Source organism: Oceanipulchritudo coccoides, from assembly GCF_010500615.1.
Lineage (GTDB): Bacteria > Verrucomicrobiota > Verrucomicrobiia > Opitutales > Oceanipulchritudinaceae > Oceanipulchritudo > Oceanipulchritudo coccoides.
Map to the genome: position 1 here is coordinate 837,938 of NZ_JAAGNX010000002.1, position 25,650 is coordinate 863,587.

Here is a 25,650-nt window from a genome sequence, read left to right on the forward strand (position 1 = left end):
ACGACGAGAACAATACTTCGCTACTAATCGATTTATCTATGTCATTGCGAATATTTACCTTGGCTCTGGTTTTGGCGGCATCATTTGTCGCTGCCACGCTCTGCCTACAGGGACAAATAACAGATGCACCCACCGGGGAATCGGTTCTGTTCCCTGAAACCCTCAGCACGGAGGAGTCGGTGGCGGAAATTCGTCGCAAATGGGAACTGGACGGCTTGGATTCGGCCATCGCCAGCGGTTTCCTTTCTGTGGCGGAAATCCTCGTCGACCAACTTCTGGAGTCTTCTGAATCCACGCAAGAGACTGTCGATCTCTTGAATAAGCGTCTCGAGATTTCTCTTGTGATGGGCAAGCTCGACGCCGCCCGTGCGGTTTATGAGCGCCTCCAGTCGGATGGCTTCGCCGTGGATCCGCTCATTGAGTCGATGTATCTCTTCTTCGCATCCGATGACGAGGCCTTCCGTATTTCACTCAATCAAATCGATCCAGATGAACTTGGCCCCTCAGAACGGTCCTGGTTTATTCTGCTGCAAGCCTTGCTCCTTGCTCGAAACGACTCGCTCGAGCAGGCCAACCAACGGTTTCTTGAGGCTGAAGAAGCTGCCCCAACAGAGCTCCTTTCCGATCATTTTGAGATTATCCGCTTACGGGAGGATCTCAAAAACGGTATTTACGACGAAGAAACGGTCAGTGCCCTGCGCGAGGCGGTCCGGTCGATGAAAGGCGAACGTGGAGGATTCGAGGCAGCCAGGTTGCTGGCAGTCGCCTTAAACCGGAGCGGGCAGTCGAATCTGGCTGTCGAGGTGCTCAGTGATCATCTCGCCCTTCCCGGGCTCAGGGAATTTGGCTTTCGCTCGGATTTCCTGCTCTTGCTGGGTACGATTGCCGGAGCCGACTCAACCCGTGGGCGCATTGCCCTCCGTCAACTTGTCTCGGAGGCTTCGGCAGACCCAGAAGACCTTGCGCTTGCTTTTTCTCTTCTGACCCAGTCATACAGCGGGGAACGTGACCGGGAGACCTTCCTGGACGATCTTGAGACATGGCTTGAGAGTTCCCCCTCGCATCCCTTGACAGACCGATTTCTGGCTTTTCAAGCATATCTGCTTATTGAAAAAGGGGAACTCCTTGAAGCTGAAACAAGCGCACTCGAACTTTACAACGGATATCCCAATTCGGAATTGATGCCGACCGCCCTCAGGCTGCTGGCTTACGTCTCATGGAATCAGCGCCCGCCCCGCTACCGGACAGCTGCCGATTACCTTAACCAGTTGAGATCGAAACTGCCTCCCGGCGAGCAATCTCTTCGGACAGGTGTTTTAATCGCTGATTGTTTTTTTCTCAATGAAGACTACAGCAGTGCCTCGGAGGCCTATGCCGCGGCCCTGCTCGAGGCTCCGGAATCACTGGCCCCAACAGTTTTCTTCCAGCAGGTTCTTTGCGAAATTGGTGCTGGCCGTGCCGAAGCGGCAGGGAATTTGATCAATGCCGCCTTTTCAGATCCACGCCTGGAACTGGCTGTCATCTGGAAGGCGGAATGGAACCTGCTCGATTATCTCCGGCGCAACGCCCGCATTCAGGAGGCCTTTGAGCGCATTGAATCGGTACTTGATCTGGGCGATGCGGATGGCGAACAAGTCCCTCCGGGTCTCTTTTTGCGGTTGAAGTGGATCGCCGCACGCCTGACCCTCGAAGCATCTGAACCTGCCAGTGCAGAGGAGCAGGCCAGCTCCCTTCTTGCTGATTTGGATTCACCCCGTAATGAATCTCTCCCCCCGGAGCTCCTCCAGGAGGTCGAGGCCAATTTGCTCTTGCTCATCGGGGAAGCTCGCTATGCGCGGGCTGAAAAGGCGGGAGCCTTGGAGGTTTTTACCGAATTGAGAGGGAAGTTCCCCCAAAGCGGCCCGACAATCCTGTCTTATCTAGTCGAATCCAGGGTTGAATCCAATCAGGACAACCTGGTCAGCGCCCAGCAGAGCCTGATCAATCTGGTCGACCGTTTCCGGGACAGTGAATACGCCCCCATCGCCCTTTGGGAAGCTGCCTTGAACGCAGAGCAACGGGGACTGGCCATCCACTTGCAGGAGGCCATCACGATTCTCGAGCGACTCGTGACGGATTATCCCAACCATGGGCTGGTCTATTATGCCCGCCTCAAGCAGGGGGACCTTGCCAGGCGCTTGAACGATTTCCCCACTGCCTTGCTGCTTTATGAGCGGCTCCTGGCCCAGTATCCGCAGCATCCAGAGCGGTACCGCGCCGAACTCAGTCGCGCTGATTGCCTCATGGCATTGGGAAGTGAGGACAGTTCCCGCTACGATGTAGCTGCCGTTATTTACGAGCGCACCTGCCTGCTCTCTGAAGCGCCTGCGGCCATTCGGCTGGAGGCCGGCTACAAATGGGCTCATGCCCTCCATGAACAAGGTGATATCGAAGCAGGCGAGGGGATTCTCTGGTTGGTTTATGAGCGGTTTGTTCTCGACCCCAACCTGAGTCAACCGGTTCTGACAGAGGACGCTGGTCGCTACTGGATGGCCCGGGTTCTCCTCGAAATTGGAGATATTCAGGCGAAAAACGGGCAAAGCGCCGTCGCTAGAAGGATTTTTGAGACAATTCCGCTTCTTGGGCTGCCGGGAAAGGCCTTGGCCCAGGCAAAGTTGGATTCATTACGTTAACCGATACTGATTATGGGAGAAGTTGATTTCAGTCTAATTGAACAGGGTGGCCCAATGATGTGGGTACTCCTCGCGGTGAGCCTCTTTGGCTTTATCATTTTTATCGAGCGGACGCTCTTCCTGCACCGGGGTCAATTGAGGACCGGGCAGTTCCTTGAGGGAATTCGCAACCTGGTCAGCCGGGGTCGCCGCCTGGAGGCCCTGACCCTTTGTGAGGATATGCCCGGACCGATCCCGGGTATCGTCAAAGCGATTCTGCTGCAAGCGGGAGCCTCCGAGTCAAAAATGCGGACTGTGGCGGAAGAGGCTGCCTTGGTTGAAATTCCTATTCTTGAACGCCGCATTGGTTCCATCGCGGCAATCGCCCGGATTGCTCCGTTGATTGGCTTGTTGGGTACAGTCCTTGGAATGCTTCAGGCCTTTTTCGGCGTCCCATTCAGCGAGACAGTCGGATATCCGACTTTTGGGCTGTTGCTGGGAGGAATCGGCCAAGCCTTGCTGACAACCGCTTTCGGGCTGATGATCGCCATCATGGCGCACATTGCGCACCACTTCCTGCATGGGCGGGTCCGCGCACTCGTGCACGACATGGAATACACCGGACATGACTTGATCCAGTTCATGCAACAGGAGCAAACGGACGGTGGGTTGCCCGATGAAGAGACCCAAGAACCGGAGGCGGATCAATAATGCCCGGAATTACCGAACCGCTCGAGCTGAGGAAATTCATCGGTTGCCGGCCCCGGTCCGGCTTCGATGTCGTTCCATTTCTAGATGTTATCCTCATCGGGCTCTTTGTCTCTTTGAACGTGTCAGCCTTTATACTTACCCCCGGGACGGCGATCCGCCTTTCCAAAAGCAGTTCGTTGGAGCTGCAACGCGGGTCCGTGGCGGCAGTCCTGACAGTTGACCGGAACGAGCTCTATTTCTTCGATGGGGAAAAACTTTCTGCCCTTACCCTTGAATCGCACCTCAAGGACTATGTGACGGAAAACGGACTGGGCACGGAAGACTTTCCCGCCACCTTGCTGATTAAAGCCGATGCCACTATTTCTACAGAGACGCTCTTCATGCTTATGGATCTGGCTGGCCGCGCTGGATTTTCAGAAGTGCATCTGGCTGCTGAGCTGCCATATGAGGAGGAATTCTTTAATTCCGATGGCTTTTGAGCGGAAGTTCCATCATGAAACGAATTCTCACACTGGCCTTCGTCTCCATTCTGGGTGGTCTAGTCGTCCATATCGGTGTTTTCTATTTTATCAGGATTGAATTTCCCTCACCGCGTTCGGCTCCAGAGGATCCCGTGCAGGTTCACTATGTTGGGAATTCGGGCATTCGCGTCAATCCAGCCCTTGGTGAACAGGCCTTCCTTCAGGACAGTGCGCCTTTGTTCATGCCAACCAAATGGAACCTGGTCAGCCAGATGGATGATGTGGCCAGCCTCCGGGAAGCAACGGAAGTGTTTTCCCAGTATGAGCCAATTTTGACTCTTCCGGACTCATCACCTGCTACAATTTCCCTGCCACCGTTCGGAAGTGCACCGCCGGAGATCGCTCTTCCGGCGGGACCCGCATTTTATCTGTCTCGGTTTGGTCGCCAGCCAACGGCCCCGCTGCCTAGCATTGTTTCGGAAACCAGCCTTCAATCGATTCCCCTCGGGGAGAGGGTTGACCATTCACTCCGGGTGTCCGCGTTGCCGGACAGCCTCAGGCAGCTTTCCCCCGAGGCGCTCTGGCCGCCGATTCGCTTTTACCTGCATCTGGTCCATGAAATACCTCTTGGGAAACCTGTCATCTCTGGCAGTTCAGGTTTCACCGACTGGGACCAGGCCCTGCAGGGCTATATCGGGTCGCTGGATTACTATCGCGGCTTGCCAAGTGGCTACTATCGCATAACGGTCTATCCGTGAGCAATCCGAGCTCTATTTCCGGCTCTGGAAAATTTGTTTATAAAATCGCGGAAAAAGGTCTTGACCCTACGGTTCATGACCCGCAAATTCCGCCACTTTGCTTTAATTCAAATCTTCTTCGGCGCCCTTGTAGCTCAGTCGGTAGAGCACTTCCTTGGTAAGGAAGAGGTCGGCGGTTCAAATCCGCTCGAGGGCTCCACTAAACATCAACCTTCAACTATCACCAGCAGTTAAGTCGTACAAACAACGTCGTAACATAATCTGATTAGCGATCATGGCCAAAGAAACATTCGAAAGAACAAAACCTCACGTTAACGTGGGAACAATCGGTCACATTGACCACGGTAAAACAACACTCACAACTGCCATTCTCAAGGTGCAGTCCGACAAGGGTCTTGCCCAGTTCAAGTCCTACAAGGATATCGCCAAGGGAGGGACAGTTCGTGACGAAACGAAGACAGTGACGATCGCCGTTGCGCACGTTGAGTATGAGTCCGACAATCGGCACTATGCTCACGTTGACTGCCCGGGACACGCTGACTTCGTTAAGAACATGATCACGGGTGCCGCCCAGATGGACGGAGCTATCCTCGTTGTTAGCGCCGCTGACGGGCCTATGCCGCAGACTCGTGAGCACATCCTTCTCGCTCGCCAGGTTGGCGTGCCGAAGATTGTTGTTTTCCTTAACAAGGTTGACTTGCTGGATGACGAAGAGCTTCTCGAGCTTGTCGAAATTGAAGTCCGCGACCTTCTCTCCAAGTACCAGTATGACGGTGACAACGCTGTTGTTGTTCGTGGTACAGCCCTCGGCGCTCTCGAAGGCACCCCACAGGGTGTTGAGTGCATCGGCAACCTGATGGAAGCTATTGATGCTGAGATTCCTGCTCCTGAGCGTGAAATCGACAAGCCATTCCTTATGTCCGTTGAGGACGTGTTCTCCATCACGGGTCGTGGTACTGTTGCCACTGGCCGTATCGAGCGCGGAATCGTCAAGGTCGGCGAGGAAATCGAAATTGTCGGGCTGACCGACACCCGCAAGTCCGTCGTCACAGGTGTGGAAATGTTCCGCAAGCTGCTGAACGAAGGCCAAGCTGGTGACAATGTCGGTGTGCTTCTCCGTGGTGTTGCCAAGGATGATGTTGAGCGCGGCCATGTTCTGGCCAAGCCAGGTTCGATCACCCCGCACACCAAGGGTAATGCTGAAATTTACGTCCTGACCAAGGAAGAGGGTGGTCGTCACACGCCGTTCTTCAGCGGGTATCGTCCGCAATTCTACTTCCGTACCACCGACGTGACGGGTATTCTTACCCTGAAGGAAGGTGTGGAAATGGTTATGCCGGGTGACAATCTTTCCGTGGAAATCGCCTTGCAGAAGCCGATTGCCATGGAACCTGGGCAGCGGTTTGCGATCCGTGAAGGCGGGCGCACAATTGGTGCTGGCCGTGTCACGGAAATCACGGAATAATCCTATTCCCTTTTGTCGCCGGTTGCCGGGTTTCTTCGAAATGAAGACTCCCGGCATCCGCACTTAAACATTTTGAGAATTACAGGGCAGTAGCTCAATTGGTAGAGTAGTGGTCTCCAAAACCATTGGCTGGGGGTTCGAGTCCCTCCTGCCCTGCCAGTTTTTTACAGTTAATGCCTGCTTCAGGAAATAATCATTCATTCAAATCATGCCTAACCCATTCAGAAAAGCCCGCATATTCCTTGGAGAAACCTCTACGGAGCTCAAAAAGGCAGTCTGGCCGACCAAGACAGAGCTGAGGGACAGCACCGTTGTGGTGTTTTTCGCCACTTTGCTTCTGGGGGCGTTCATCGCTCTGGCTGATTTCAGTGTATACAATTGGATCCAATTGCTGACCAACTGGGTTCGCGGGTAGGAATACAGGTTGATTAATGGAAGAAGATTCATCCAACAGCGATAATCCGGTCCGGCAAGGACAGTGGTTTGTCGTGCAGACGCTCTCAAACAAGGAGCCTGCCGCAAAACGCTATATTGATCGCTATATTTCTGAAAATGAGCTCGAGGACTTTGTTTTCGAGGCGCTCATCCCCGACCAGACCGTTTCGGAGGTCAAGCATGGCAAAAAGTCCCAACGGAAGCGAAAGCTCTACCCGGGCTATATTTTCGTGCATTGCCGTCTTTATGATGAAAACAACGATTTGGTCCAGAAAGTCTGGTACTTTATCAACGGGGCTGACGGGGTAATTGGGTTTGCTGGCGGGAAATCCCCGGCTCCACTCAAGGACTCGGAAATTGACCGTATTCTGAAGCAGGTTGAAGAATCCGAAGGCAAGGAAGTGCCGAAGGTTCAATACGAAGTGGGTGAGGAAGTTAAAATCACGGATGGACCTTTCCTCAATCTGAGTGGCCGAATCGATGAAATCGATACGGAGCGCGGAAAGCTCAAGGTCTCTGTTTCCATTTTTGGGCGATTCACACCTGTTGAGCTCGAATATTGGCAGGTTGAGCGAATGACGGATGGCGACTAATTTATGAAATAACCTTCGGCCGCACCGATACGCCTCTTATTCGCGTGAGCCGGAAAAATCTAGAAAGCAACAATGGCAAAGAAAGTCACAGGAACAATCAAACTTCAACTCCCGGCAGGGGCTGCTAATCCGGCTCCTCCAGTTGGCCCTGCCCTCGGTGCGGCTGGTGTCAATATCATGGCCTTTTGTAAGGATTTTAATGCCCGCACGAAAGATCAGGCCGGCACAATCCTTCCAACAGTGATCACGGTCTATGCAGACCGCTCATTCAGCTTTATCACCAAATCCCCGCCTGCAGCGGTTTTGCTGAAGAAAGCTGCCGGTCTGGCCAAGGGATCTGGCGTGCCCAACAAGGAGAAGGTCGGCAAGGTTAAGCGTAAGCAGATCCTGGAAATCGTTGAGACGAAGAGGAAAGACCTTAACGCGACAACCGATGAGGCCGCGATGCGTATTATTGAAGGGACTGCCCGTTCAATGGGCATTGAAGTGGTCGACTAATTTTTTAACCCAAACGTTCGAACCTCCAAGGAGGGAGTTTACTAAATGGCAAAAATCACAAAGAAACGAAAGACTGCGAGCGAGTTATATACGCACGCGGACACATATCCACTGAACGAGGCTCTGGAACTCCTGAGCAAGTTCCCCAAGGCCCGGTTTGATGAGACCGTGGAATTGTCGCTCCACCTCGGGGTGGATCCAAAACAAAGCACCCAAATGGTCCGAGGCATTGTCAATCTTCCCAAGGGAAGCGGCAAGAAAGTCCGGGTTGTTGCCTTTACCGATAATGCGCAGGAGGCCCTCGATGCAGGTGCTGACGAAGCTGGTATGGATGACCTGATCGCCAAGATCATGGACGGATGGACAGACTTTGACGTCGCTGTGTCAACGCCGGCCGCGATGAAGGAAGTGCGCAAGGTGGCGCGTGTCCTGGGGCCGCGTGGGTTAATGCCCAATCCCAAGTCGGGAACAGTTACAGACGACATTTCGGCAGCCATCCAGTCCGTCAAGAGCGGAGGCCGTGTTGAATTCAAGATGGATAAGACTGCCAACATCGGTATTGTTGTCGGCAAGCGTTCTTTCTCGGTTCAGGATCTGGAGGAGAATATCACTACGGTATTCGATGCCCTCGGTAAGGCTCGTCCGGAGTCATTGAAGGGGCACAGTTACATCAAGTCAGCTGCGATTTCGGGAACAATGTCCCCGGGAGTCCGCTTGGATTCAGCTGTTTACGCTAATTTATAAGTCGGAAGGAACAAATCTATGCAACCAGAGAAAAAATTTCTAGTCGAAGAAGTCGGCCAGTATCTTGAGAAGTCCGATTATGTTTATCTTGCAGACTTTGAGCGTGTCACCGTAGCCGAGACAGAAGAGCTCCGTCGCATCCTGGCGGAAGTTGGTGCGGAATTCCACGTGGTGAAAAACCGTATTTTGAAGATTGCGGCTAGCGATCGTGAAATGCCCATTGAAGAAGAGAATTACCGTGGGCCAACAGCGCTCGTGGTGGGTGGCGAAAATGCCGCTGGCGTGGCGAAGGCCCTCGAAAAATTCTTCAAGGACAAGAAGAAGTTGGAGATTAAAGGCGGTGTTCTCGACAACAACCCCCTTTCGGCATCCCAGATTTCTGATCTGGCCAAGCTCCCTTCAAAGGAAATTCTCCAGGCCCAGTTGCTGGGTCTGCTCAACCAACCGGCATCGCAGATGGTCCGGATCATTCAGGCCGTTCCGCAGGGACTCCTCAATGTCCTCCATGCCAAGTCGGAACAGGACGGTTGAGGTCGAAACACTCTATTATATTATTAATTTCAACCTGAACGAATCAGCTAGGGAGAAAGTCTCCTTAAACGGATAAAGCACGCGGTGTGTGAGTAACGCTAGTTGTCTCTAATAGGATATAACCATGGCAGAAATAACAAAAGAAGACGTCATTGAATGGCTCAGTTCCCAGTCGGTTCTCGATATCGCTGGATTGGTCAAGGACCTCGAAGAAAAATGGGGTGTCAGCGCTGCTGCACCTGTCGCCGTAGCTGCTGCTGGCGGTGCTGCTGGCGGTGAAGCCGCTGCAGAAGAGGAAAAGACCGAGTTTGACGTGGTCCTGAAGGGTCACGGCAGCAACAAGATTGCCGTCATTAAGGAAGTGCGCGCCATCACCGGACTCGGCCTCAAGGAGGCTAAGGAACTGGTCGAAAGTGCACCGAAGGCCGTCAAGGAAGCTACCACTAAGGACGACGCTGACGAGCTCAAGAAGAAGCTTGAAGCAGCTGGTGCTGAAGTCGAAATCAAGTAAATCTGACGAATTATCGATCATATTTTTCCAGGTACGCTGGCAGAGGCTCGCAAGGGACTTTGCCAGCGCTACCTGTTATTTAATTTCCCCGCTGGAAATCCATCATCTCTCAATCTGAAAATACCATGTCTGACAGAATCAACTTTGGGAAACTGAAAGAGGTCATCGCTCCGCCGAACCTGATTCAAATTCAATTCAATTCCTTCAAGGAATTTTTGCAGGAAGATGTTCCTCCGACCCAGCGCGAGCATGTCGGTCTGGAAGCAGTCCTGCGTGAAGTATTCCCGATTGAGAGCTACGATGGTCGTTGCAGCTTGGAATATGTCTCGTACACGCTTGCTGGTCCGAAGATGACCGAGATGGAAGCGATTCGTGAAGGAGTGACCTATTCCATTTCTCTTTATGTGAAGCTTCGTCTCCGTGAAGAGGACTCCATTAAGGATGAGGAAATTTACATGGGTGAAATGCCCATGATCACCGAGCGTGGTTCCTTCATCATCAACGGGGCAGAGCGTGTGGTGGTAAGCCAGCTGCACCGGTCGCCGGGCATCGCCTTTGAGACAACCCCGCACACGAGTGGAAAGACCCTGTACAGTTTCCGGATCATTCCTGACCGTGGTACTTGGCTGGAAACCCAGTTTGATCAGAATGACCTGCTGTATGTCTATCTTGATCGCCGCCGTCGTCGCCGCAAGTTCCTGATCACGACCCTTCTCCGCGCAATGGGGTACGGCAGTGATTTTGAGATTCTAAACTTTTTCTATAATATTGAAGACCTCAAGGTAAAGAAGGCCCTGAAGCTTGAAAGCGTCAGCCGGCTTGTGCTGGTGGAAGACCTTGTCGATGCTGACAAAGGTGCGGTTCTTGCCCGGTCATTCGAACCACTCACCAAGACCATTGTCCGGAGCATTGAAGCGGCCGGGATTGATACTGTCCGGGTCATCGATACAACCATTGACGATGGAGCGATCATTCGCTGCCTCAAGAAGGACCCGACCCGCAATGAGGAGGAGGCCCTCAAGGATATTTACAAGCGTCTGCGCCCAGGTGAGCCGCCAACAACAGCGAACGCCAAGGCCCTCCTGAAGCGTCTCTTCCAGGATCCCAAGCGCTATGACCTCGGCCGGGTTGGTCGTTATAAGATCAACCAGAAGCTGGGCCTCGAGACTGCTCTAGAAACCCGAATCATTGTCGTTGAAGACATTGTTGAGGCGACCAAATACCTTGTCCGTTTGAAAAAGGGTGATGGGATCGTTGACGATATCGATCACCTTGGCAGCCGTCGTGTTCGCACAGTTGGGGAGCTTTTGATGAACCAGTGCCGTATTGGTCTGGCCCGGACAGAGCGCCTCGTGAAGGAGCGCATGACACTTTATGACCAGAGTGTTGATTCGGTCACGCCACAGAAACTGATCAATCCAAAGGCCTTGAGCACGGTGATCCGCGATTTCTATGCGCGTAGCCAGTTGAGCCAGTTCATGGACCAGATCAATCCGTTGGCTGAGGTGACGCACAAACGCCGTCTTTCCGCTCTCGGCCCTGGAGGGTTGAATCGGGACCGCGCTGGTTTTGAAGTGCGCGACGTCCACCCCTCGCACTACGGCCGTATTTGTCCGGTTGAGACCCCTGAAGGACCAAATATTGGTTTGATCAACAGTCTTTCGACCTATGCACAGGTCAATGAGTTTGGTTTCATTGAAGCCCCTTATCGTGTTGTTAAAAACGGCAAGGTGCTTGACGAGGTGATTTACCTGAATGCTGACCAGGAAGAAGGTAAGATCATAGCCCAGGCAAATTCCAAAGTGACCAAGGGGAAACTGGAAGGTCGTGTGACTGCCCGGAAGGCGGATGACTTTATTGAAGTCGATCCGAAGGAAGTCCACCTGATGGACGTATCGCCCAAGCAGGTTGTTTCTGTGGCTGCCGGTCTGATTCCATTCCTTGAGCATGACGATGCCAATCGCGCGTTGATGGGATCCAATATGCAACGCCAAGGGGTGCCGCTTCTTAAAACCGAGGCCCCACTTGTGGGCACCGGAATTGAAGAACGTGTCGCACGGGACTCAAAGACAGTTACGATTGCCGAGGCGGATGGAGTGATTGCTTCAGTCGATGCGCGGCGAATCATTGTCACAAGCGACGGGGAGGTTTCTCCCAAGCTGCTCAAAAAGGACAAGAGCGACCCGAAAACCGGTTTTTATGTTTATCCGCTACGTAAGTTTCTGCGCTCCAACGCGGGTACCTGCTTCAACCAGAAGCCGGTCGTCAAGCGGGGGCAAAAGATCAAGGCGGGCGACTTGCTCGCTGATGGGGCTTCCACGGATCAGGGTGAATTGGCACTGGGCCGTAATGTCCTTGTGGCCTACATGCCTTGGAACGGGTACAACTTTGAAGATGCTATCCTGATCAGTGAGCGGCTCCTCAAGGATGATGTTTTCACTTCGATTCACATTGAGGAATTTGAAGTGACCGCACGAGACACCAAACTCGGGCCGGAAGAAATCACACGAGATATTCCCAATGTGGGTGAGGAAGCTCTCAAGAATCTGAACCATGACGGGGTTATCCGCGTTGGTGCTGAAGTGAAACCCGGCGATATTCTCGTGGGCAAGATCACACCAAAGAGCGAAACCGAGTTGGCTCCTGAAGAAAAGCTTCTCCGTGCGATTTTCGGTGAAAAGGCTGCCGATGTGAAGGATACTTCTCTCCTCGTTCCGTCAGGCACGACCGGGATCATCATGGACGTCAAGGTGTCGAGTCGTGTCGAGGGTGAAACGGAGAAGCTCTCCGCCTCGGACCGCCGCCGGCAGATCAAGAAGATCAACGAAGAATTCCGTACGCAGATGGATCGCTTGCGTGAGTCCCTGACAGAAAGCCTCTCAAATATCCTTCTCGGGGAAAAGATTCCTCTCGATGTGGTTAACGGCGAAAGTGGGGAGATCATCATTCCGGCCAACCGGAAGATCACGAAGACCCTTCTTCGCAAGCTGGCCTCCGTCTACAAGTCGATTGATATCGATCCTTCTCCGGTCCGAATCAAGATCATGGAGATCATCGACAGCTTCAAAAGCAAGTTTGATGAGCTTGAAACGGATCAGGAGCGCCGCATTGAAGGCGTTGAATCCGGCGATGATGTCGACCAAGGCACAGTGAAGAACGTGAAGGTCTACATCGCGACGAAGCGCAAGATCCAGGTTGGAGACAAGATGGCCGGCCGTCACGGGAACAAAGGCGTTGTCGCCAAGATTGTTCCGGTTGAGGACATGCCCTATCTCGCCGATGGGTCTTCCGTGGATATCTGCCTTAATCCGCTTGGGGTTCCGAGCCGGATGAATGTCGGACAGGTTCTCGAGTGTCACCTCGGTTACGCCGCGAAAGCACTTGGGCTCAAGATTGCGACACCGATTTTTGACGGTATTGAGGAAGAAAAGATCAAGGGCTACCTTGAACAAGCCAACCTCCCGTTGACCGGCAAGAGCTTCCTTTACGATGGCCGGTCCGGCCGTCGCCTCGACCAGGAGGTCGTTGTCGGCTATACTTACATGCTCAAGCTCAACCACTTGGTCGCGGACAAGATCCACGCCCGCGCAGTGGGTCCTTACAGTCTCATTACCCAGCAGCCATTGGGCGGTAAGGCTCAGTATGGCGGACAGCGATTCGGTGAGATGGAGGTCTGGGCCCTCGAGGCATATGGAGCTGCCTACACGCTGCAGGAGTTGCTGACCGTCAAGTCCGACGACGTCGCAGGACGTACCAAAATCTACGAGTCCCTTGTCAAAGGTGACAACAGTCTGCAAGCCGGCACTCCGCAGTCCTTCAATGTTCTCATGAAGGAAATGCAGAGCCTCTGCCTTGATATCAAAATGGGCGACCAGGATCCTCTGGCCTCCGCCTTCGCCAACTGATCCAACGCTAAACAATCAGCCAATTATTTGCCATGAGTGACGAACTTCAGACACGCGAAGCCCGCGACCTTCTGGGATTTGACAAGGAAAAGTCCTTCGATCAAGTCTCCATCACAATCGCCTCCCCGGATGCCATCCGCAGCTGGTCACGGGGCGAAGTGAAAAATCCCGAAACAATCAATTACCGTACTTTCAAGCCTGAACCAGGCGGATTGTTTTGCCAGCGCATCTTCGGTCCAGTCCGGGACTACGAGTGTGCTTGCGGAAAGTACAAGCGCATCAAGTACAAGGGTGTCATTTGTGACCGATGTGGTGTAGAAGTCACGGTAAGCCGAGTCCGCCGTGAACGGATGGGCCACATCGAGCTGGCCGTTTCCTGCTCTCATATTTGGTTTCTCAAGAGTATGCCCAGTCGCCTTGGTCTGCTCCTCGACCTGACGGCGCGTAACCTTGAGCGGGTCATCTACTACGAGAATTATGTTGTTGTTGATCCGGGCAAGACACCTCTGGAAGAGCGCCAGTTGCTGACAGAGCAAGAGTATACGGCTGCCATGGACGAGTATGGGGATGATTCCTTTGTTGCTGAAATGGGCGCTGGGGCGATTCGCAAGATCCTGGAAAACATGGATCTTCCCTCGGTTGTCGACGAGTTGCACGAGCAGATGCACAACACCCGTTCGAAGCAGATTAAAAAGAAGCTTTCGAAGCGCCTGAAGGTAATCCAGGGCTTCATCGAGTCTGAGTCACGTCCTGAATGGATGGTGCTCGAAGTCGTTCCGGTGATTCCGCCGGATCTGCGCCCGCTTGTTCCTCTTGAAGGAGGCCGCTTCGCCACTTCTGACCTGAATGACCTGTATCGTCGGGTGATCAACCGGAATAACCGTTTGAAGAACCTGCTTCTTTTGAAGACCCCGGATGTCATTATCCATAATGAAAAGCGCATGTTGCAGGAAGCGGTCGATGCGTTGTTCGACAATGGTCGTCATGGCCGTGCTGTGACAGGCGCTGGGAACCGCCCGCTGAAGTCGCTCAGCGACATGCTCAAAGGCAAGCAGGGACGCTTCCGTCAAAACCTTCTTGGCAAGCGAGTGGATTACTCTGGCCGTTCGGTCATTGTCATCGGCCCTGAACTGAAACTCCACCAGTGTGGTTTGCCGAAGAAGATGGCTCTGGTTCTTTTTGAACCCTTCATTATCCGGCGCCTGAAAGAACTGGGCTTTGTCCATACAGTTCGTGGTGCTCGCAAGATGATTGAAAAGCGTTCACCCGAAGTCTGGGACATCCTTGAAGAGGTGACGATCGGCCATCCGGTGCTCTTGAATCGTGCTCCGACCTTGCACCGCCTTTCCATCCAGGCTTTTGAGCCGACTTTGATTGAAGGGGATGCTATCCGCCTGCACCCGCTTGTCTGTGCCGCCTACAATGCTGACTTTGACGGTGACCAGATGGCCGTGCACGTGCCGCTGAGCCTTGAGGCAATTCTTGAGGCAAAGCTGCTCATGATGAGCACAAATAATATTTTCTCACCTTCCAGTGGGGATCCAATTCTCACTCCTTCCCAGGATATTGTCCTCGGTTCCTATTATCTGACAATCGAGCCGCGCGAGCAACCTGTGAAGGGTGCCCATGTGCCTTTGTTCAGCTCCATCGAGGAAGTTCTCCTTGCTGAAGCCGATGGCGTCATTGGCAAGCACGATTGGATTCGGTTTGAAAACCCGAATTATGGAACAAAGACCCCCTACGGCAATTCCCGTCAAAAGGTAATTGTGACGACACCGGGTCGCGTCATTTTCAGTGGAATCTGGCCGGAAGTCCTTGGCTTTATGAATTTCCCGGTGGCCAAGAAAAAGTTGGGTGAGCTGATCAACAGCACCTATCAGGCAGCCGGTCGTGAAGAATCCATCAAAATGCTGGATCGCTTGAAAGAAACCGGATTCACAATTGCCACGATGGCCGGTATTTCAATCGGCATGGAGGATATGATCATTCCTCCCGAAAAGAGCGAAATTGTTGCACGGGCGCGCAAGCGCATCGGGGACGTCTCCAACCAGTACCGGAAGGGTATCATCACCGGCGGCGAACGCTATAACAAGGTGGTTGATATTTGGACTCAGGCCACTGACGAGATTGCCCAGGCGGTCTTCGAGCATCTTAACGAGAATAATGGCAAGCGAGAGGTCAACCCGGTCTATCTGATGATGGACTCCGGTGCCCGTGGCAACAAGCAGCAGGTCCGCCAGCTGTGCGGAACGCGTGGGTTGATGGCCAAGCCGTCAGGTGAAATTATTGAGCGTCCGATCCTCTCCTCCTTCCGTGAAGGCTTGAGCGTTCTGGAATACTTTATTTCCACTCACGGGGCCCGCAAGGGATTGGCCGATACGGCCTTGAAAACAGCCGATGCGGGTTATCTTACCCGTAAGCTTTGTGATGTCGCAATGGATTGTATCATCACGGATATTGATGATGGAAACCGGGATGGTATCTGGAAGTTCGCCATCATCGAAGGTGACGACGTCATTGTCCCGCTTCGTGAGCGCATCATTGGTCGCTGTGTTTCCCTCGATGTTCGCAACCCGATTGATCCGGATGACATTGTCATTAAGGCAGGCGAAATGGTTACCAAGGAGATTGCCGCCCGTATTGACGAGCTGGGAATCGAGCGGGTCAAAGTCATGTCCGCCTTGACGCACATCCGCGGCAACAGTCTTTCCGCCAAGGCGTACGGTATCAATCCGGCCACCAATGATCTGGTGGAAATCGGGACGGCTGTCGGCATTATTGCTGCCCAGTCAATCGGCGAGCCGGGCACGCAGTTGACAATGCGTACATTCCACATCGGTGGTATCGCTTCCGCCCTTGCCCAGTCGGCCGACATTACCGTCAAGAATGGTGGTTTTGTCCGTTTTAATGGTCTGCGGCTGGTTGAAGTGGGGGATGGTGCTTCCCGCGTTGTCCTTAACAAGACTGGTGCGGTCTCAATTATCGACGATAACGAGAAGGAACTGGAAACCTACAATATTCCCGCCGGTGCTGTTTTGACGGTCCGTGATGGCGATCAGATTGAGGCGGCCAAAAAATTGGCCCAGTGGGATCCGTTCAATGTTCCGATTCTATCCGAAAAATCGGGTACAGTCCGTTTCAGCGACATGATTCCCGGTGTCACCGTCAAGCGCGAGATTGATCCTTCATCAGGTCGGATCGCGACGGTCGTCATTGAGCACAAGGAAGACCTTTCACCGCAAATTGAAATTGTTGATGCCAAGGATGCCAAGCGCCTCCTCGCAACGTACTCGATTCCCACAGGGGCGACTGTCTCTGTAACCGAAGGGGATGAGATTGACGGTGGTTCATTGCTCGCCAAGACACCTCGTCAAGCTTCGAAGACACAGGACATCACCGGGGGCCTCCCGCGGGTTGCCGAATTGTTCGAGGCCCGCCGCCCGAAGGAAGCCACCGAAATGGCCAAGATCGACGGTATTGTTTCAATGAATGGCACGGTGCGCGGGAAAAAGCGTCTTGTTGTCACGGACCAGGAGTCCGGACAGGAAGAGGAACACCTTATTCCGCACGGCAAGCACATCATCGTACAACCTGGGGATGTGGTCTACAAGGGACAGCACCTGACAGAAGGAGCGGCTGATCCGCACGAGATCCTCGATATTCTCGGACCGAGCTCTGTCCAAGAGTACCTTCTTGCCGAAATCCAGAAAGTTTACCGTCTGCAGGGGGTGACGATTAACGATAAGCACATCGAAGTCATCATTTCGCAGATGCTCCGCAAGGTCCGTATTACGGAGCCCGGCGACAGCGACTTCTTCTGGGGTGAACAGATCGACAAGGATTCCTTTATCCGGGAAAATGAGCGAATCTCCGAAGCGGGTGGCCAGCCTGCTGAAGGGGAGCCAATCCTCCTCGGAATTACCAAGGCCTCTGTGGAGACGGAAAGTTTTATTTCCGCTGCTTCCTTCCAGGAAACCACTCGTGTCCTCACTGATGCCGCCACGCTCGGCAAGGTCGACAAGTTGGAAGGCTTCAAGGAAAATGTCATCATGGGTCACCTGATTCCAGCAGGAACAGGGCTTCCGACCTATCGGCGCCTGAAGATCAACACTCTTGTTGCACCGTCTTCGGAGGAAGTCGGGGAGGACGCTGTCGACGCCAGTTAGTCACAATTCTTACACTTACAGCGATGCCGGTTGTCACCGTAATTGATGCGACCGGCATCCTTTTCTAAAACTAAATTCAAACCAGCTAAAAAAAACTTGCCGTGGAATTCCAAAGCTCTACGGTCTGCCCTTTTTCCAAAATCGAATCTTGAGCCATGCCAACAATCAATCAATTGGTCCGTAATCCACGCGTTTCCACCTTTAAGAAGGGGAAGTCGCCCGCTTTGCGTAAAAATCCATTTCGCCGCGGCGTCTGCACACAGGTAATGACCCGCACACCGAAAAAGCCAAATTCGGCTATTCGGAAGGTTGCCAAGGTCCGCCTGACCAGCGGATATGAGGTGATCGCCTACATTCCGGATGAAGGGCACAGTCTTCAGGAGCACAGTGTGGTTCTGGTCCGTGGAGGTCGCGTAAAGGACCTTCCTGGTGTCCGTTATCATATTGTGCGCGGAGCACTTGATTGCACTGGAGTCGAAAAGAGACGCCGCAGCCGTTCCAAATACGGTGTCAAACGGCCGAAAAGTTGATTTTAAACACCCAAATTTAGAGAGAAAACCATGTCACGACGCCGCAGAGCCGAAAAGCGCGAACACACGCCTGACCCCCGCTATAACAGCCCCTTAGTCAGTCATCTGATCAATGTCATCATGTTGGATGGCAAGAAGTCCATAGCTCAAGCTATTGTCTATGGAGCTTTTGAAAAGGTCAGTGAAAACCTTGGCAAGGGAGATCCAGTCGACCTTCTTCTGGGTGCCCTGGAGAATATCCGGCCAAAGCTCGAGGTAAAGAGCCGTCGTGTCGGGGGAACAACCTATCAGGTTCCGCTGGAAATCAGCTTCGAGCGACAGCAGAGTCTGGCCTTTCGCTGGCTTGTCACCGCATCCCGCGCCCGGCGCGGTTCCATGAGTGCCAATCTCGCCGCAGAAATAACTGATGCCTACAACAACACGGGAACGGTCGTTAAGAAAAAGGACGATACTCACCGAATGGCCCAAGCTAACCGGGCTTTTGCCCACCTCCGCTGGTAGTTCCAGTACTTAAATTCCATGAGCACTTTCGATCCTAAAAAGGTATCACCAGCAAACGATTCTTCCCGAACCGTACCCCTTGAGTTTCAGCGTAATATTGGTATTGTCGCGCACATTGATGCCGGCAAGACGACCACAACTGAGCGCATTCTCTTTTATTCCGGTAAGATCCACAAGATAGGCGAGGTTCACGAGGGTGCCGCCACGACTGACTGGATGGAGCAGGAGCGCGAGCGTGGCATTACAATCACCTCGGCGGCCATTTCCACTGAGTGGATGACCAAAAGAGGTCCTTACGAGGCTATTCCGCACCGGATCAACATCATTGACACCCCCGGGCACGTTGACTTCACAGCCGAAGTAGAGCGTTCGCTTAAGGTCCTTGACGGCGCTGTCGCTGTATTTTGTGCAGTGGCCGGGGTTCAGCCCCAATCTGAAACGGTTTGGCGCCAGATGAACAAGTACATGGTTCCAAGGATCTGTTTCATCAATAAAATGGACCGTACAGGGGCTGATTTCTTCAGTGCCGTTGATGATATTCGCAACAAACTTGGTGGAAATGCCCATCCGATCTATATTCCGATTGGTGCTGAAGAGAATTTCAAGGGCCTCATTGATTTGATCCGCATGCAGGCTCACTTCTACAATGATGATGATACCACCGGGACAAGTTACACTGAGGAGGATATTCCTGAAGAGTATCTCGAGCAGGCCAAGGAGTATCGTGAGTCTCTTCTTGAGGACATAGCAGCCTTTGACGACGCTCTCGCCGAAAAGTACCTTGAGGGTGAAGAGATCACTGAGGAAGAGTTCATGGCGGGAATTCGCAAAGCGACTCTTTCACATCATTTCATCGGTGTGATCCCCGGAACGGCATTCAAGAACAAGGGGATTCAAAAGCTCCTCAACGCTGTCGTAAATTACCTTCCCAGTCCATTGGACATCCCTGCCCAGAAGGGGCACTCAGTGGATGACGAATCTGTTCTTGTCGAAGTTGGCCCAGACGATTCAGGCAAAATCGCCGGCTTGGCATTCAAACTTTTTACTGATCCTTACGTGGGGAAATTGCTTTTCTTCCGCGTCTACAGGGGAATTCTTGAAAAGGGATCCACTCTTTACAATCCGCGGACTGGCAGATCTGAGCGCGTGAGCCGCTTGATGGTCATGCACGCTGATCGCCGCGAGGATATTACCCGGGCCTACTCGGGTGACATTGTGGCCATAATTGGTGCCAAGGATGTTCGCACTGGCGATACGCTGACTGAAAAGGGTGTCGATCTCATTCTTGAGCCACCGACATTCCCGGAACCGGTCATCAGCATGAGCGTTGAGCCTGCTTCAAAGGCTGACCAGGAGAAACTTTCCATCGCCTTGCAACGCCTCGCTGAAGAAGATCCGACTTTCATGGTTTCTTCCGACGAGGAGACTGGGCAGACCATCATTGCTGGAATGGGTGAGCTTCACTTGGATATTATCCGCGACCGTCTGCTCCGTGAATTCAAGGTTGAAGCTACGGTGGGACGTCCCCAGATCGCTTACCGTGAAACGATCACGCATCCTGCCGATGGCTTGGGCAAGTTTGTCCGCCAGTCGGGTGGTCGTGGTCAGTATGGCCATGCTGAAATCAAGATTGAGCCGCTGGACACGGGTAAGGGATACGAATTCTCCAACGAAATCGTTGGCGGGGTCATTCCCAAGGAATACATCAAGCCAACTGAGGAGGGGATCAAGGAAGCCATGCGCAATGGTACTGTGGCCGGTTATCCTGTCGTCGATTTCAAGGTTCGCCTCACTTTCGGCTCCTTCCACGAAGTGGATAGTTCGGAAATGGCCTTTAAAATGGCCGGTATTTTCGCCTTCCGGGACGCAATGGCCAAGGCCAAGCCCGTCCTTCTTGAGCCAATAATGAAGGTTGAAGTTGAGACACCAGATGAATTCCAGGGAGATATTGTTGGCGATGTGAATCGTCGTCGTGGCGTTATCCAGGGAATTGAAACCAAGAATAACCTCACCAAGATTATGGCTCATGTTCCTCTTGAGCAGATGTTTGGTTATTCCACGGATGTCCGCTCTCTTTCCAAGGGTCGTGCCTCGTATTCGATGGAGCCGAGCCACTTTGAGCCTGTTCCTAACAATATGCTTGAGGATATTGTAAAAACATCCTCCCGCGCACCGGCTCGAACTTGATCTAACCAAACCAATTCACCTTTTAAAAATTTCGTTATGAGTGGTCCACGTATTCGCATTAAACTTCAAGGTTACGACTATCGCATTATCGATCAGAGTGCATCTGAGATCGTAGATACTGCCAAGCGCTCGGGAGCCCGTGTCGCTGGCCCGATTCCCCTGCCGACCCTGATTGAGAAGGTCTCCTTGAACCGGTCCCCCCACGTTGACAAGAAGTCAATGGACCAGTTCGAGCAACGTACCCACAAGCGTTTGATCGATATTGTTGAACCGACAGCCCAGACAGTTGATGAGCTCAAAAAGCTCAACCTGCCTGCCGGGGTGGACATCACGATCAACGTTTAATGATTTTTCCGCAGATTTTTCTGCAAAAGATTTGACAGGGCTTTTGCGGCCCACTTTTCTCCTCTGTTTTTCCCCTCGGGGAAACCCGGTTTGTCGGGAAAGTGCCAGGAATCCTCCAGGCAACTCCAAACACAAGCCGTAAATCCATTTTATTAACCTCTAATGCAGGGTCTGGGAGTCCTTCCCGTCTGCCGCTTAGATTATGAGTACAGCATTAATTGGCAAAAAAGTCGGCATGACCCAAGTCTACATAGAGACTGGGGAGCTTGTGCCTGTAACCGTCATTGAAGCCGGTCCTTGTCCTGTCGTTCAAGTGAAGAATCAGGAGAAGGATGGCTACAGTGCTATTCAAATCGGCTTCGGCTCCAAAAAGGAGAAGAACACAAGCAATGGCGCGAAAGGCCATTTCAAGAAGGCCGGTTCGGATCCCCAGAGGTTTCTGCGGGAGATTCGCCTGACAGAGGATTCCACTGCTGAAGCAGGATCCTCCCTGACTGTGGAGATTTTCCAGGATGACGCCAAAGTCGACGTCATCGGGGAGACCAAGGGTCGTGGTTTTCAGGGGGTCGTTAAACGCTGGAATTTTGCTGGCGGACCTGCTTCCCACGGTTCCATGTTCCATCGTCGCGGTGGATCTTATGGGATGTGCCAGTGGCCAGGCAAGGTCATCAAGGGAAAGAAGATGCCCGGACAGTTCGGGACCCACCGCCGCACCGTGCAAAACCTGAAGATCGTGAAAATCCTGCCTGAGAAGAATCTCATTCTGGTAAAGGGATCTGTCCCGGGTGCAACAGGGTCGACCGTTCTGGTCCGCAAGGCGATCAAGGCCAAGGCTTCGGCTTAATTTCCAAGAGGATTTTATAATCATGAAACTCAAAGTTTTCAGTTCAGATGGTGGTTCCTCCTCGGAGAAGGAATACGCTATTCCACAATTTGACGGGGAAAAGGGCCTGCAGGCCTTGAAGCAGGTGATTCTGGCCGTAATGGCCAATCGTCGCCAAGGCACTGTTTCCACAAAGACCCGCTCAACGGTTCATGGAACTGGCAAAAAGCCGTTCCGCCAGAAGGGTTCAGGAACAGCCCGTCAGGGATCCAAGGTTGCTCCCCAGCATTACCATGGTTCTGTTGCACACGGCCCTCAGCCCAGGGACTTCAGCCAGCGCATCAACAAGAAGATGCGTCATGCAGCCCTTTCCCGCGCTCTTTTCGACCGTGCTGTTGACGGGGAAGTCGTAGTTATTGAAAAATGGGAAGTTGCTGACCGGAAGACCCGTCTTTTCAACGAGGTGTTGGAGAAAGTTGCCCCGAAAGGTCGTCTGCTCATTCTTGATGACAGCTGGTCCGATCAAAGCCTCTTGGCAGCCCGCAACATCAACCGAATAGAGGTCAACGAGGCAAGCGATGTGAATGCATACGACCTCAGCGCCTATGACCAGGTGATTTTCAGTGAAAAGGGTTTGGAGCGTCTGCTCACCCGTTTGAATGGAGGCAACTAATATGATTTACCGCGATAGTATTTTACTCGAACACGTTATCACCGAAAAGGCGACGGAAGCGACTTCCCATGCCAATCAGTACACGTTCAAAGTTGCTGATTCGGCCAATCGGGTCGCCGTCAAGCAGGCCATTGAAGCTCAGTTTGGAGTGGAAGTGTCCGTGGTCCGGATCGCCAACGTAAAACCCAAATTCAAGCAGGATCGCATGCGACGCGGAAAGGTGCATCGCCGGTCCAGTTACAAGAAAGCCATTGTACGATTGAAGCAGGGATCAACCATTGAAATGGCCTAAGGTCATCAGGAGATAAGAAAATGCCTATTATTTCAAAACGACCCATCACGCCGGCACAGCGATTCCATGTTGGAGTTCGCACCGAAGGTCTCAGCAAGGAACGTCCGGTCAAAAGCCTCACGGAATCCAAAAAGCGCACCGGTGGCCGTAATTTCTACGGACGTATCACCAGCCGTCGCCGCGGTGGTGGGCATAAGAAGCTGTACCGCCGGATTGATTTCCGTCGCGACAAGATCGATATGCCTGCCGAGGTTATCCGCTTCGAGTATGATCCAAATCGCTCCGCGAATATTGCCTTGGTCAAGTATGAGGACGACGAGCTGCGTTACATTCTTGCGCCGAACAAATTAAATGTCGGGGACAAGATCATCAACGCCAGCGAGTCGGCAGAATTCAAGCCGGGTAACAGCATGCCGTTAAAAAGCATTCCTGCGGCAATGAAGGTCCACAATATCGAGATCAAGCCGAATACCAAAGCTCAAATGGTCCGGACTGCAGGTGTTGCTGCGACACTCGTTTCGATTGAGAAGGGCAACGCGACTCTTCGGATGCCTTCAGGTGAAATTCGTATGGTCAAGGCCACTTGCCGCGCCACGATTGGAGAGGTCGGGAATTCCGAGCACGCCAACCGTTCCCTCGGCAAGGCTGGACGCTCCCGCTGGAAGGGTCGTCGCCCCCGTGTGCGTGGTGTTGCCATGAATCCAGTTGACCACCCGATGGGTGGTGGTGAAGGCCGTACTTCAGGCGGTGGCCATCCGGTCAGCCCCTGGGGCCAGCTTTCAAAAGGCTTCCCAACCCGCAAGAAGAACAAGGCCTCGAACAAGCTCATTCTGGTTCGCCGGAATGGCCGCAAGGTAAAGAATTAACCCATTCAATTTTAACGGTCACACACATTTATACATATGGCTCGTTCACTTAAAAAAGGATTTTTCGTCGACCCCGGTCTCTGGAAGAAGGTTTCCAAGGCGCAGGCGGCAGACGATCGTCGCCCCATCAAGACTTGGAGTCGGCGCTCACAGATTACCCCGGAATTTGTCGGCTTGAACTTTGAGGTTCATAACGGCAAGGGATTTGCCCCTGTGCACATCACCGAGAATATGGTGGGTCACCGGATGGGTGAATTTGCCCCGACGCGGACGTTCAAGGGACACCAGCCACATACCAAGAAGTAAAGAGGTATATCATGGAAGTTATTGCCTACACAAAATACAGCCGGATCTCGCCCAAGAAGGCGCGTGAGGTTGCCAACGAGCTCCGGGGTCGTCCCGCGAACGAGGCTTTGGAATTGCTGAAGTTCATCCCTCGCAAGGCTGCCCGGCTCATCCACAAGACACTTCACAGTGCTGTGGCCAATGCGGAGAATAATCACAACTTGAATTCAGACGATCTGGTTATCAAGGAAGCGATTGTTGAGGAAGGCCCTGCTTTCCGCCGCTTCAAGCCAGCTGCCCGTGGGTCTGCGAAGCCAATCCGCAAGCGCACAAGTCACCTTCGAATCGTACTCACCGAATCATCCAACTAATTTATTATGGGACAGAAAGTTAATCCAATTGGGTTTCGCTTATCCGTGCGCCGTGACTGGCAGTCACGCTGGTTTTCGAACAAGAAGGAATTTGGTGCGAACCTCAAGGAGGACTATGAGATCCGCTCCTTCCTTGAAGAGAAGTTCCGCTACGCCGCTGTGCCGCGCATCATGATTGAGCGTGCCGGTAACCGTGTCCGTATCAAGGTCTACACTGCCCGTCCGGGAATCGTCATCGGGCGCAAGGGTGCCGAGCTTGAAAAAATCAAGGAGTCCCTGGGGAAGCTGATCAAGAAGGACGTGATTCTTGACATCCAGGAAGTGAAGAAGCCTGACATGGTGGCCAAGCTGGTTGCCGAAAGTGTCGCCCTTCAGTTGGAGCGCCGGATTTCATTCCGCCGGGCCATGAAGAAAGCTGTCCAGAGCACAATGAGTATTGGTGCCAAAGGAATTCGTCTCCAGGTTTCCGGTCGTCTCGGTGGAGCCGATATTGCCCGTACTGAGAGTGCCCGTTCCGGTTCGGTGCCACTGCACACCCTTCGTGCCAATATTGATTATGGTTTCTCCGAGGCCCGCACGGTCTACGGGAAAATCGGAGTGAAGTGTTGGATTTGCCTCGATGACGAGGAAAAGCTCTTCAACTAGGTTTCAAGCACTGTATTTGAATTTTAAAGCCAGGAGATATTTACCATGCCGTTAATGCCATCCAGAACCAAGTACCGGAAAAGCCAGCGTCGCCGTAACCGGGGAAACGCCAAAGGTGGTGACACGCTCGCTTTCGGCGATTTTGGAATCCAAGCCCTTGGCCGTGGTCTTTTGACCGCCAGCCAGATTGAAGCAGCCCGTGTCGCCATTAATCGCTATCTCAGTCGCCGAGGCAAGGTCTGGATCCGGGTCTTCCCGCACAAGCCGATTACCAAGAAGCCGGCTGAAACACGCCAAGGCAAAGGAAAGGGTGCAGTGGAATTCTGGGCCGCCAATATCAAGCCGGGAACTGTTTTGTTCGAATTGAGCGGTGTCAGCATCACTGCTGCCCGTGAAGCCATGCGCCTCGCGGACGGTAAGCTGCCGATCACCTGTCGTTTTATCCATAAGGACCTTTAAATTAGGAAGCTATCACAATGGCATTGAATGCAAAGGAAGTCGCCGAGCTGTCACTCGCTGAAATCGAAAAGAAAATCCGGGATACCCGGCATGAGCTTCTCGAACTGCGTCTCCGGAAGAAGACCGGACAGCTGGAAAAATCACATTTACTGAAGGAACTCCGCCGCGACGTGGCTCGCTTGGAAACCTTCGCCACCAGCAAGAAAAAAGAAGCTGTTGCATCCGCTTAAGGGATGAAACCCAT

The 25,650-nt window shown here is 52.9% G+C and carries 26 protein-coding genes and 2 tRNA genes; all 28 read left to right on the forward strand.

From position 1 onward, the window contains the following. Window positions 1-38: 38 nt before the first annotated feature. Entirely contained in the window at window positions 39-2,672 is a 2,634-nt protein-coding gene (locus G0Q06_RS09210; protein ID WP_163964825.1) for a tetratricopeptide repeat protein, read from the forward strand. A 54-nt stretch (window positions 2,673-2,726) separates the two neighbouring features. After that, window positions 2,727-3,362, forward strand: coding sequence for a MotA/TolQ/ExbB proton channel family protein (locus tag G0Q06_RS09215; RefSeq protein WP_238710461.1), 636 nt, complete (start codon window positions 2,727-2,729; stop codon window positions 3,360-3,362). After that, the gene (locus G0Q06_RS09220) at window positions 3,362-3,841 is read left to right on the forward strand and encodes an ExbD/TolR family protein (RefSeq protein ID WP_163964830.1); all 480 of its coding nucleotides are present in this window, start codon (window positions 3,362-3,364) and stop codon (window positions 3,839-3,841) included. Before G0Q06_RS09215 ends, G0Q06_RS09220 begins: the two co-directional genes overlap by 1 nt. 14 nt (window positions 3,842-3,855) lie before the next feature. After that, complete coding sequence (locus tag G0Q06_RS09225; RefSeq protein WP_163964833.1) at window positions 3,856-4,581, forward strand: hypothetical protein; 726 nt, start codon at window positions 3,856-3,858, stop codon at window positions 4,579-4,581. Window positions 4,582-4,704: 123 nt separating this feature from the next. After that, a tRNA-Thr gene (locus G0Q06_RS09230) sits at window positions 4,705-4,780 on the forward strand. A gap of 75 nt (window positions 4,781-4,855) precedes the next feature. Continuing rightward, window positions 4,856-6,046, forward strand: a complete 1,191-nt coding sequence (gene tuf / locus G0Q06_RS09235; RefSeq protein ID WP_163964836.1) for an elongation factor Tu — start codon at window positions 4,856-4,858, stop codon at window positions 6,044-6,046. 83 nt (window positions 6,047-6,129) lie between these two features. Continuing rightward, window positions 6,130-6,205: transfer RNA gene (locus G0Q06_RS09240), tRNA-Trp, on the forward strand. 49 nt (window positions 6,206-6,254) lie between these two features. Next, complete coding sequence (gene secE, locus G0Q06_RS09245; RefSeq protein WP_163964838.1) at window positions 6,255-6,461, forward strand: preprotein translocase subunit SecE; 207 nt, start codon at window positions 6,255-6,257, stop codon at window positions 6,459-6,461. 16 nt (window positions 6,462-6,477) lie between these two features. Next, window positions 6,478-7,074: a transcription termination/antitermination protein NusG gene (nusG, locus tag G0Q06_RS09250; protein WP_163964841.1), complete on the forward strand. Its 597-nt coding sequence runs from the start codon at window positions 6,478-6,480 to the stop codon at window positions 7,072-7,074. A 72-nt stretch (window positions 7,075-7,146) separates the two neighbouring features. After that, window positions 7,147-7,572, forward strand: a complete 426-nt coding sequence (rplK, locus tag G0Q06_RS09255; protein ID WP_163964843.1) for a 50S ribosomal protein L11 — start codon at window positions 7,147-7,149, stop codon at window positions 7,570-7,572. Between the two features lie 45 nt (window positions 7,573-7,617). Further along, window positions 7,618-8,316 carry a 50S ribosomal protein L1 gene (rplA, locus tag G0Q06_RS09260; RefSeq protein WP_163964845.1) on the forward strand — a complete coding sequence of 233 codons (699 nt, stop codon included), beginning with the start codon at window positions 7,618-7,620 and terminating at the stop codon, window positions 8,314-8,316. Window positions 8,317-8,334: 18 nt separating this feature from the next. Next, complete coding sequence (gene rplJ, locus G0Q06_RS09265) at window positions 8,335-8,847, forward strand: 50S ribosomal protein L10 (protein WP_163964848.1); 513 nt, start codon at window positions 8,335-8,337, stop codon at window positions 8,845-8,847. A gap of 124 nt (window positions 8,848-8,971) precedes the next feature. Then, the gene (gene rplL, locus G0Q06_RS09270; protein WP_163964851.1) at window positions 8,972-9,358 is read left to right on the forward strand and encodes a 50S ribosomal protein L7/L12; all 387 of its coding nucleotides are present in this window, start codon (window positions 8,972-8,974) and stop codon (window positions 9,356-9,358) included. Window positions 9,359-9,483: 125 nt separating this feature from the next. Beyond that, window positions 9,484-13,263, forward strand: a complete 3,780-nt coding sequence (gene rpoB / locus G0Q06_RS09275; RefSeq protein ID WP_163964854.1) for a DNA-directed RNA polymerase subunit beta — start codon at window positions 9,484-9,486, stop codon at window positions 13,261-13,263. A 32-nt stretch (window positions 13,264-13,295) separates the two neighbouring features. Beyond that, on the forward strand, window positions 13,296-17,429 hold the full coding sequence (gene rpoC / locus G0Q06_RS09280; RefSeq protein ID WP_163964860.1) for a DNA-directed RNA polymerase subunit beta': 4,134 nt from the start codon (window positions 13,296-13,298) through the stop codon (window positions 17,427-17,429). 155 nt (window positions 17,430-17,584) lie between these two features. Next, the gene (gene rpsL / locus G0Q06_RS09285; protein WP_163964863.1) at window positions 17,585-17,959 is read left to right on the forward strand and encodes a 30S ribosomal protein S12; all 375 of its coding nucleotides are present in this window, start codon (window positions 17,585-17,587) and stop codon (window positions 17,957-17,959) included. A gap of 30 nt (window positions 17,960-17,989) precedes the next feature. Continuing rightward, a complete protein-coding gene (gene rpsG / locus G0Q06_RS09290; RefSeq protein WP_163964866.1) occupies window positions 17,990-18,460 on the forward strand; it encodes a 30S ribosomal protein S7 in 471 nt (156 codons plus the stop codon). Between the two features lie 18 nt (window positions 18,461-18,478). Then, the gene (gene fusA / locus G0Q06_RS09295; RefSeq protein ID WP_163964869.1) at window positions 18,479-20,647 is read left to right on the forward strand and encodes an elongation factor G; all 2,169 of its coding nucleotides are present in this window, start codon (window positions 18,479-18,481) and stop codon (window positions 20,645-20,647) included. Between the two features lie 36 nt (window positions 20,648-20,683). Continuing rightward, window positions 20,684-20,992 carry a 30S ribosomal protein S10 gene (gene rpsJ, locus G0Q06_RS09300; RefSeq protein WP_163964872.1) on the forward strand — a complete coding sequence of 103 codons (309 nt, stop codon included), beginning with the start codon at window positions 20,684-20,686 and terminating at the stop codon, window positions 20,990-20,992. Between the two features lie 202 nt (window positions 20,993-21,194). Then, window positions 21,195-21,836: a 50S ribosomal protein L3 gene (rplC, locus tag G0Q06_RS09305; protein ID WP_163964875.1), complete on the forward strand. Its 642-nt coding sequence runs from the start codon at window positions 21,195-21,197 to the stop codon at window positions 21,834-21,836. 22 nt (window positions 21,837-21,858) lie between these two features. Continuing rightward, on the forward strand, window positions 21,859-22,488 hold the full coding sequence (rplD, locus tag G0Q06_RS09310; RefSeq protein ID WP_163964878.1) for a 50S ribosomal protein L4: 630 nt from the start codon (window positions 21,859-21,861) through the stop codon (window positions 22,486-22,488). 1 nt (window position 22,489) lies between these two features. Then, on the forward strand, window positions 22,490-22,780 hold the full coding sequence (rplW, locus tag G0Q06_RS09315) for a 50S ribosomal protein L23 (protein ID WP_163964881.1): 291 nt from the start codon (window positions 22,490-22,492) through the stop codon (window positions 22,778-22,780). A 20-nt stretch (window positions 22,781-22,800) separates the two neighbouring features. After that, window positions 22,801-23,646 carry a 50S ribosomal protein L2 gene (gene rplB, locus G0Q06_RS09320; RefSeq protein WP_163964884.1) on the forward strand — a complete coding sequence of 282 codons (846 nt, stop codon included), beginning with the start codon at window positions 22,801-22,803 and terminating at the stop codon, window positions 23,644-23,646. Window positions 23,647-23,682: 36 nt separating this feature from the next. Next, the gene (gene rpsS / locus G0Q06_RS09325; protein WP_163964886.1) at window positions 23,683-23,952 is read left to right on the forward strand and encodes a 30S ribosomal protein S19; all 270 of its coding nucleotides are present in this window, start codon (window positions 23,683-23,685) and stop codon (window positions 23,950-23,952) included. 11 nt (window positions 23,953-23,963) lie between these two features. Next, window positions 23,964-24,302, forward strand: coding sequence for a 50S ribosomal protein L22 (gene rplV, locus G0Q06_RS09330; RefSeq protein WP_163964889.1), 339 nt, complete (start codon window positions 23,964-23,966; stop codon window positions 24,300-24,302). 6 nt (window positions 24,303-24,308) lie between these two features. Next, window positions 24,309-24,947, forward strand: a complete 639-nt coding sequence (gene rpsC, locus G0Q06_RS09335; protein WP_163964892.1) for a 30S ribosomal protein S3 — start codon at window positions 24,309-24,311, stop codon at window positions 24,945-24,947. A 45-nt stretch (window positions 24,948-24,992) separates the two neighbouring features. Further along, window positions 24,993-25,406, forward strand: a complete 414-nt coding sequence (gene rplP, locus G0Q06_RS09340; protein WP_163964895.1) for a 50S ribosomal protein L16 — start codon at window positions 24,993-24,995, stop codon at window positions 25,404-25,406. A 17-nt stretch (window positions 25,407-25,423) separates the two neighbouring features. Further along, on the forward strand, window positions 25,424-25,636 hold the full coding sequence (gene rpmC, locus G0Q06_RS09345; protein WP_238710463.1) for a 50S ribosomal protein L29: 213 nt from the start codon (window positions 25,424-25,426) through the stop codon (window positions 25,634-25,636). Window positions 25,637-25,650: the final 14 nt, after the last annotated feature.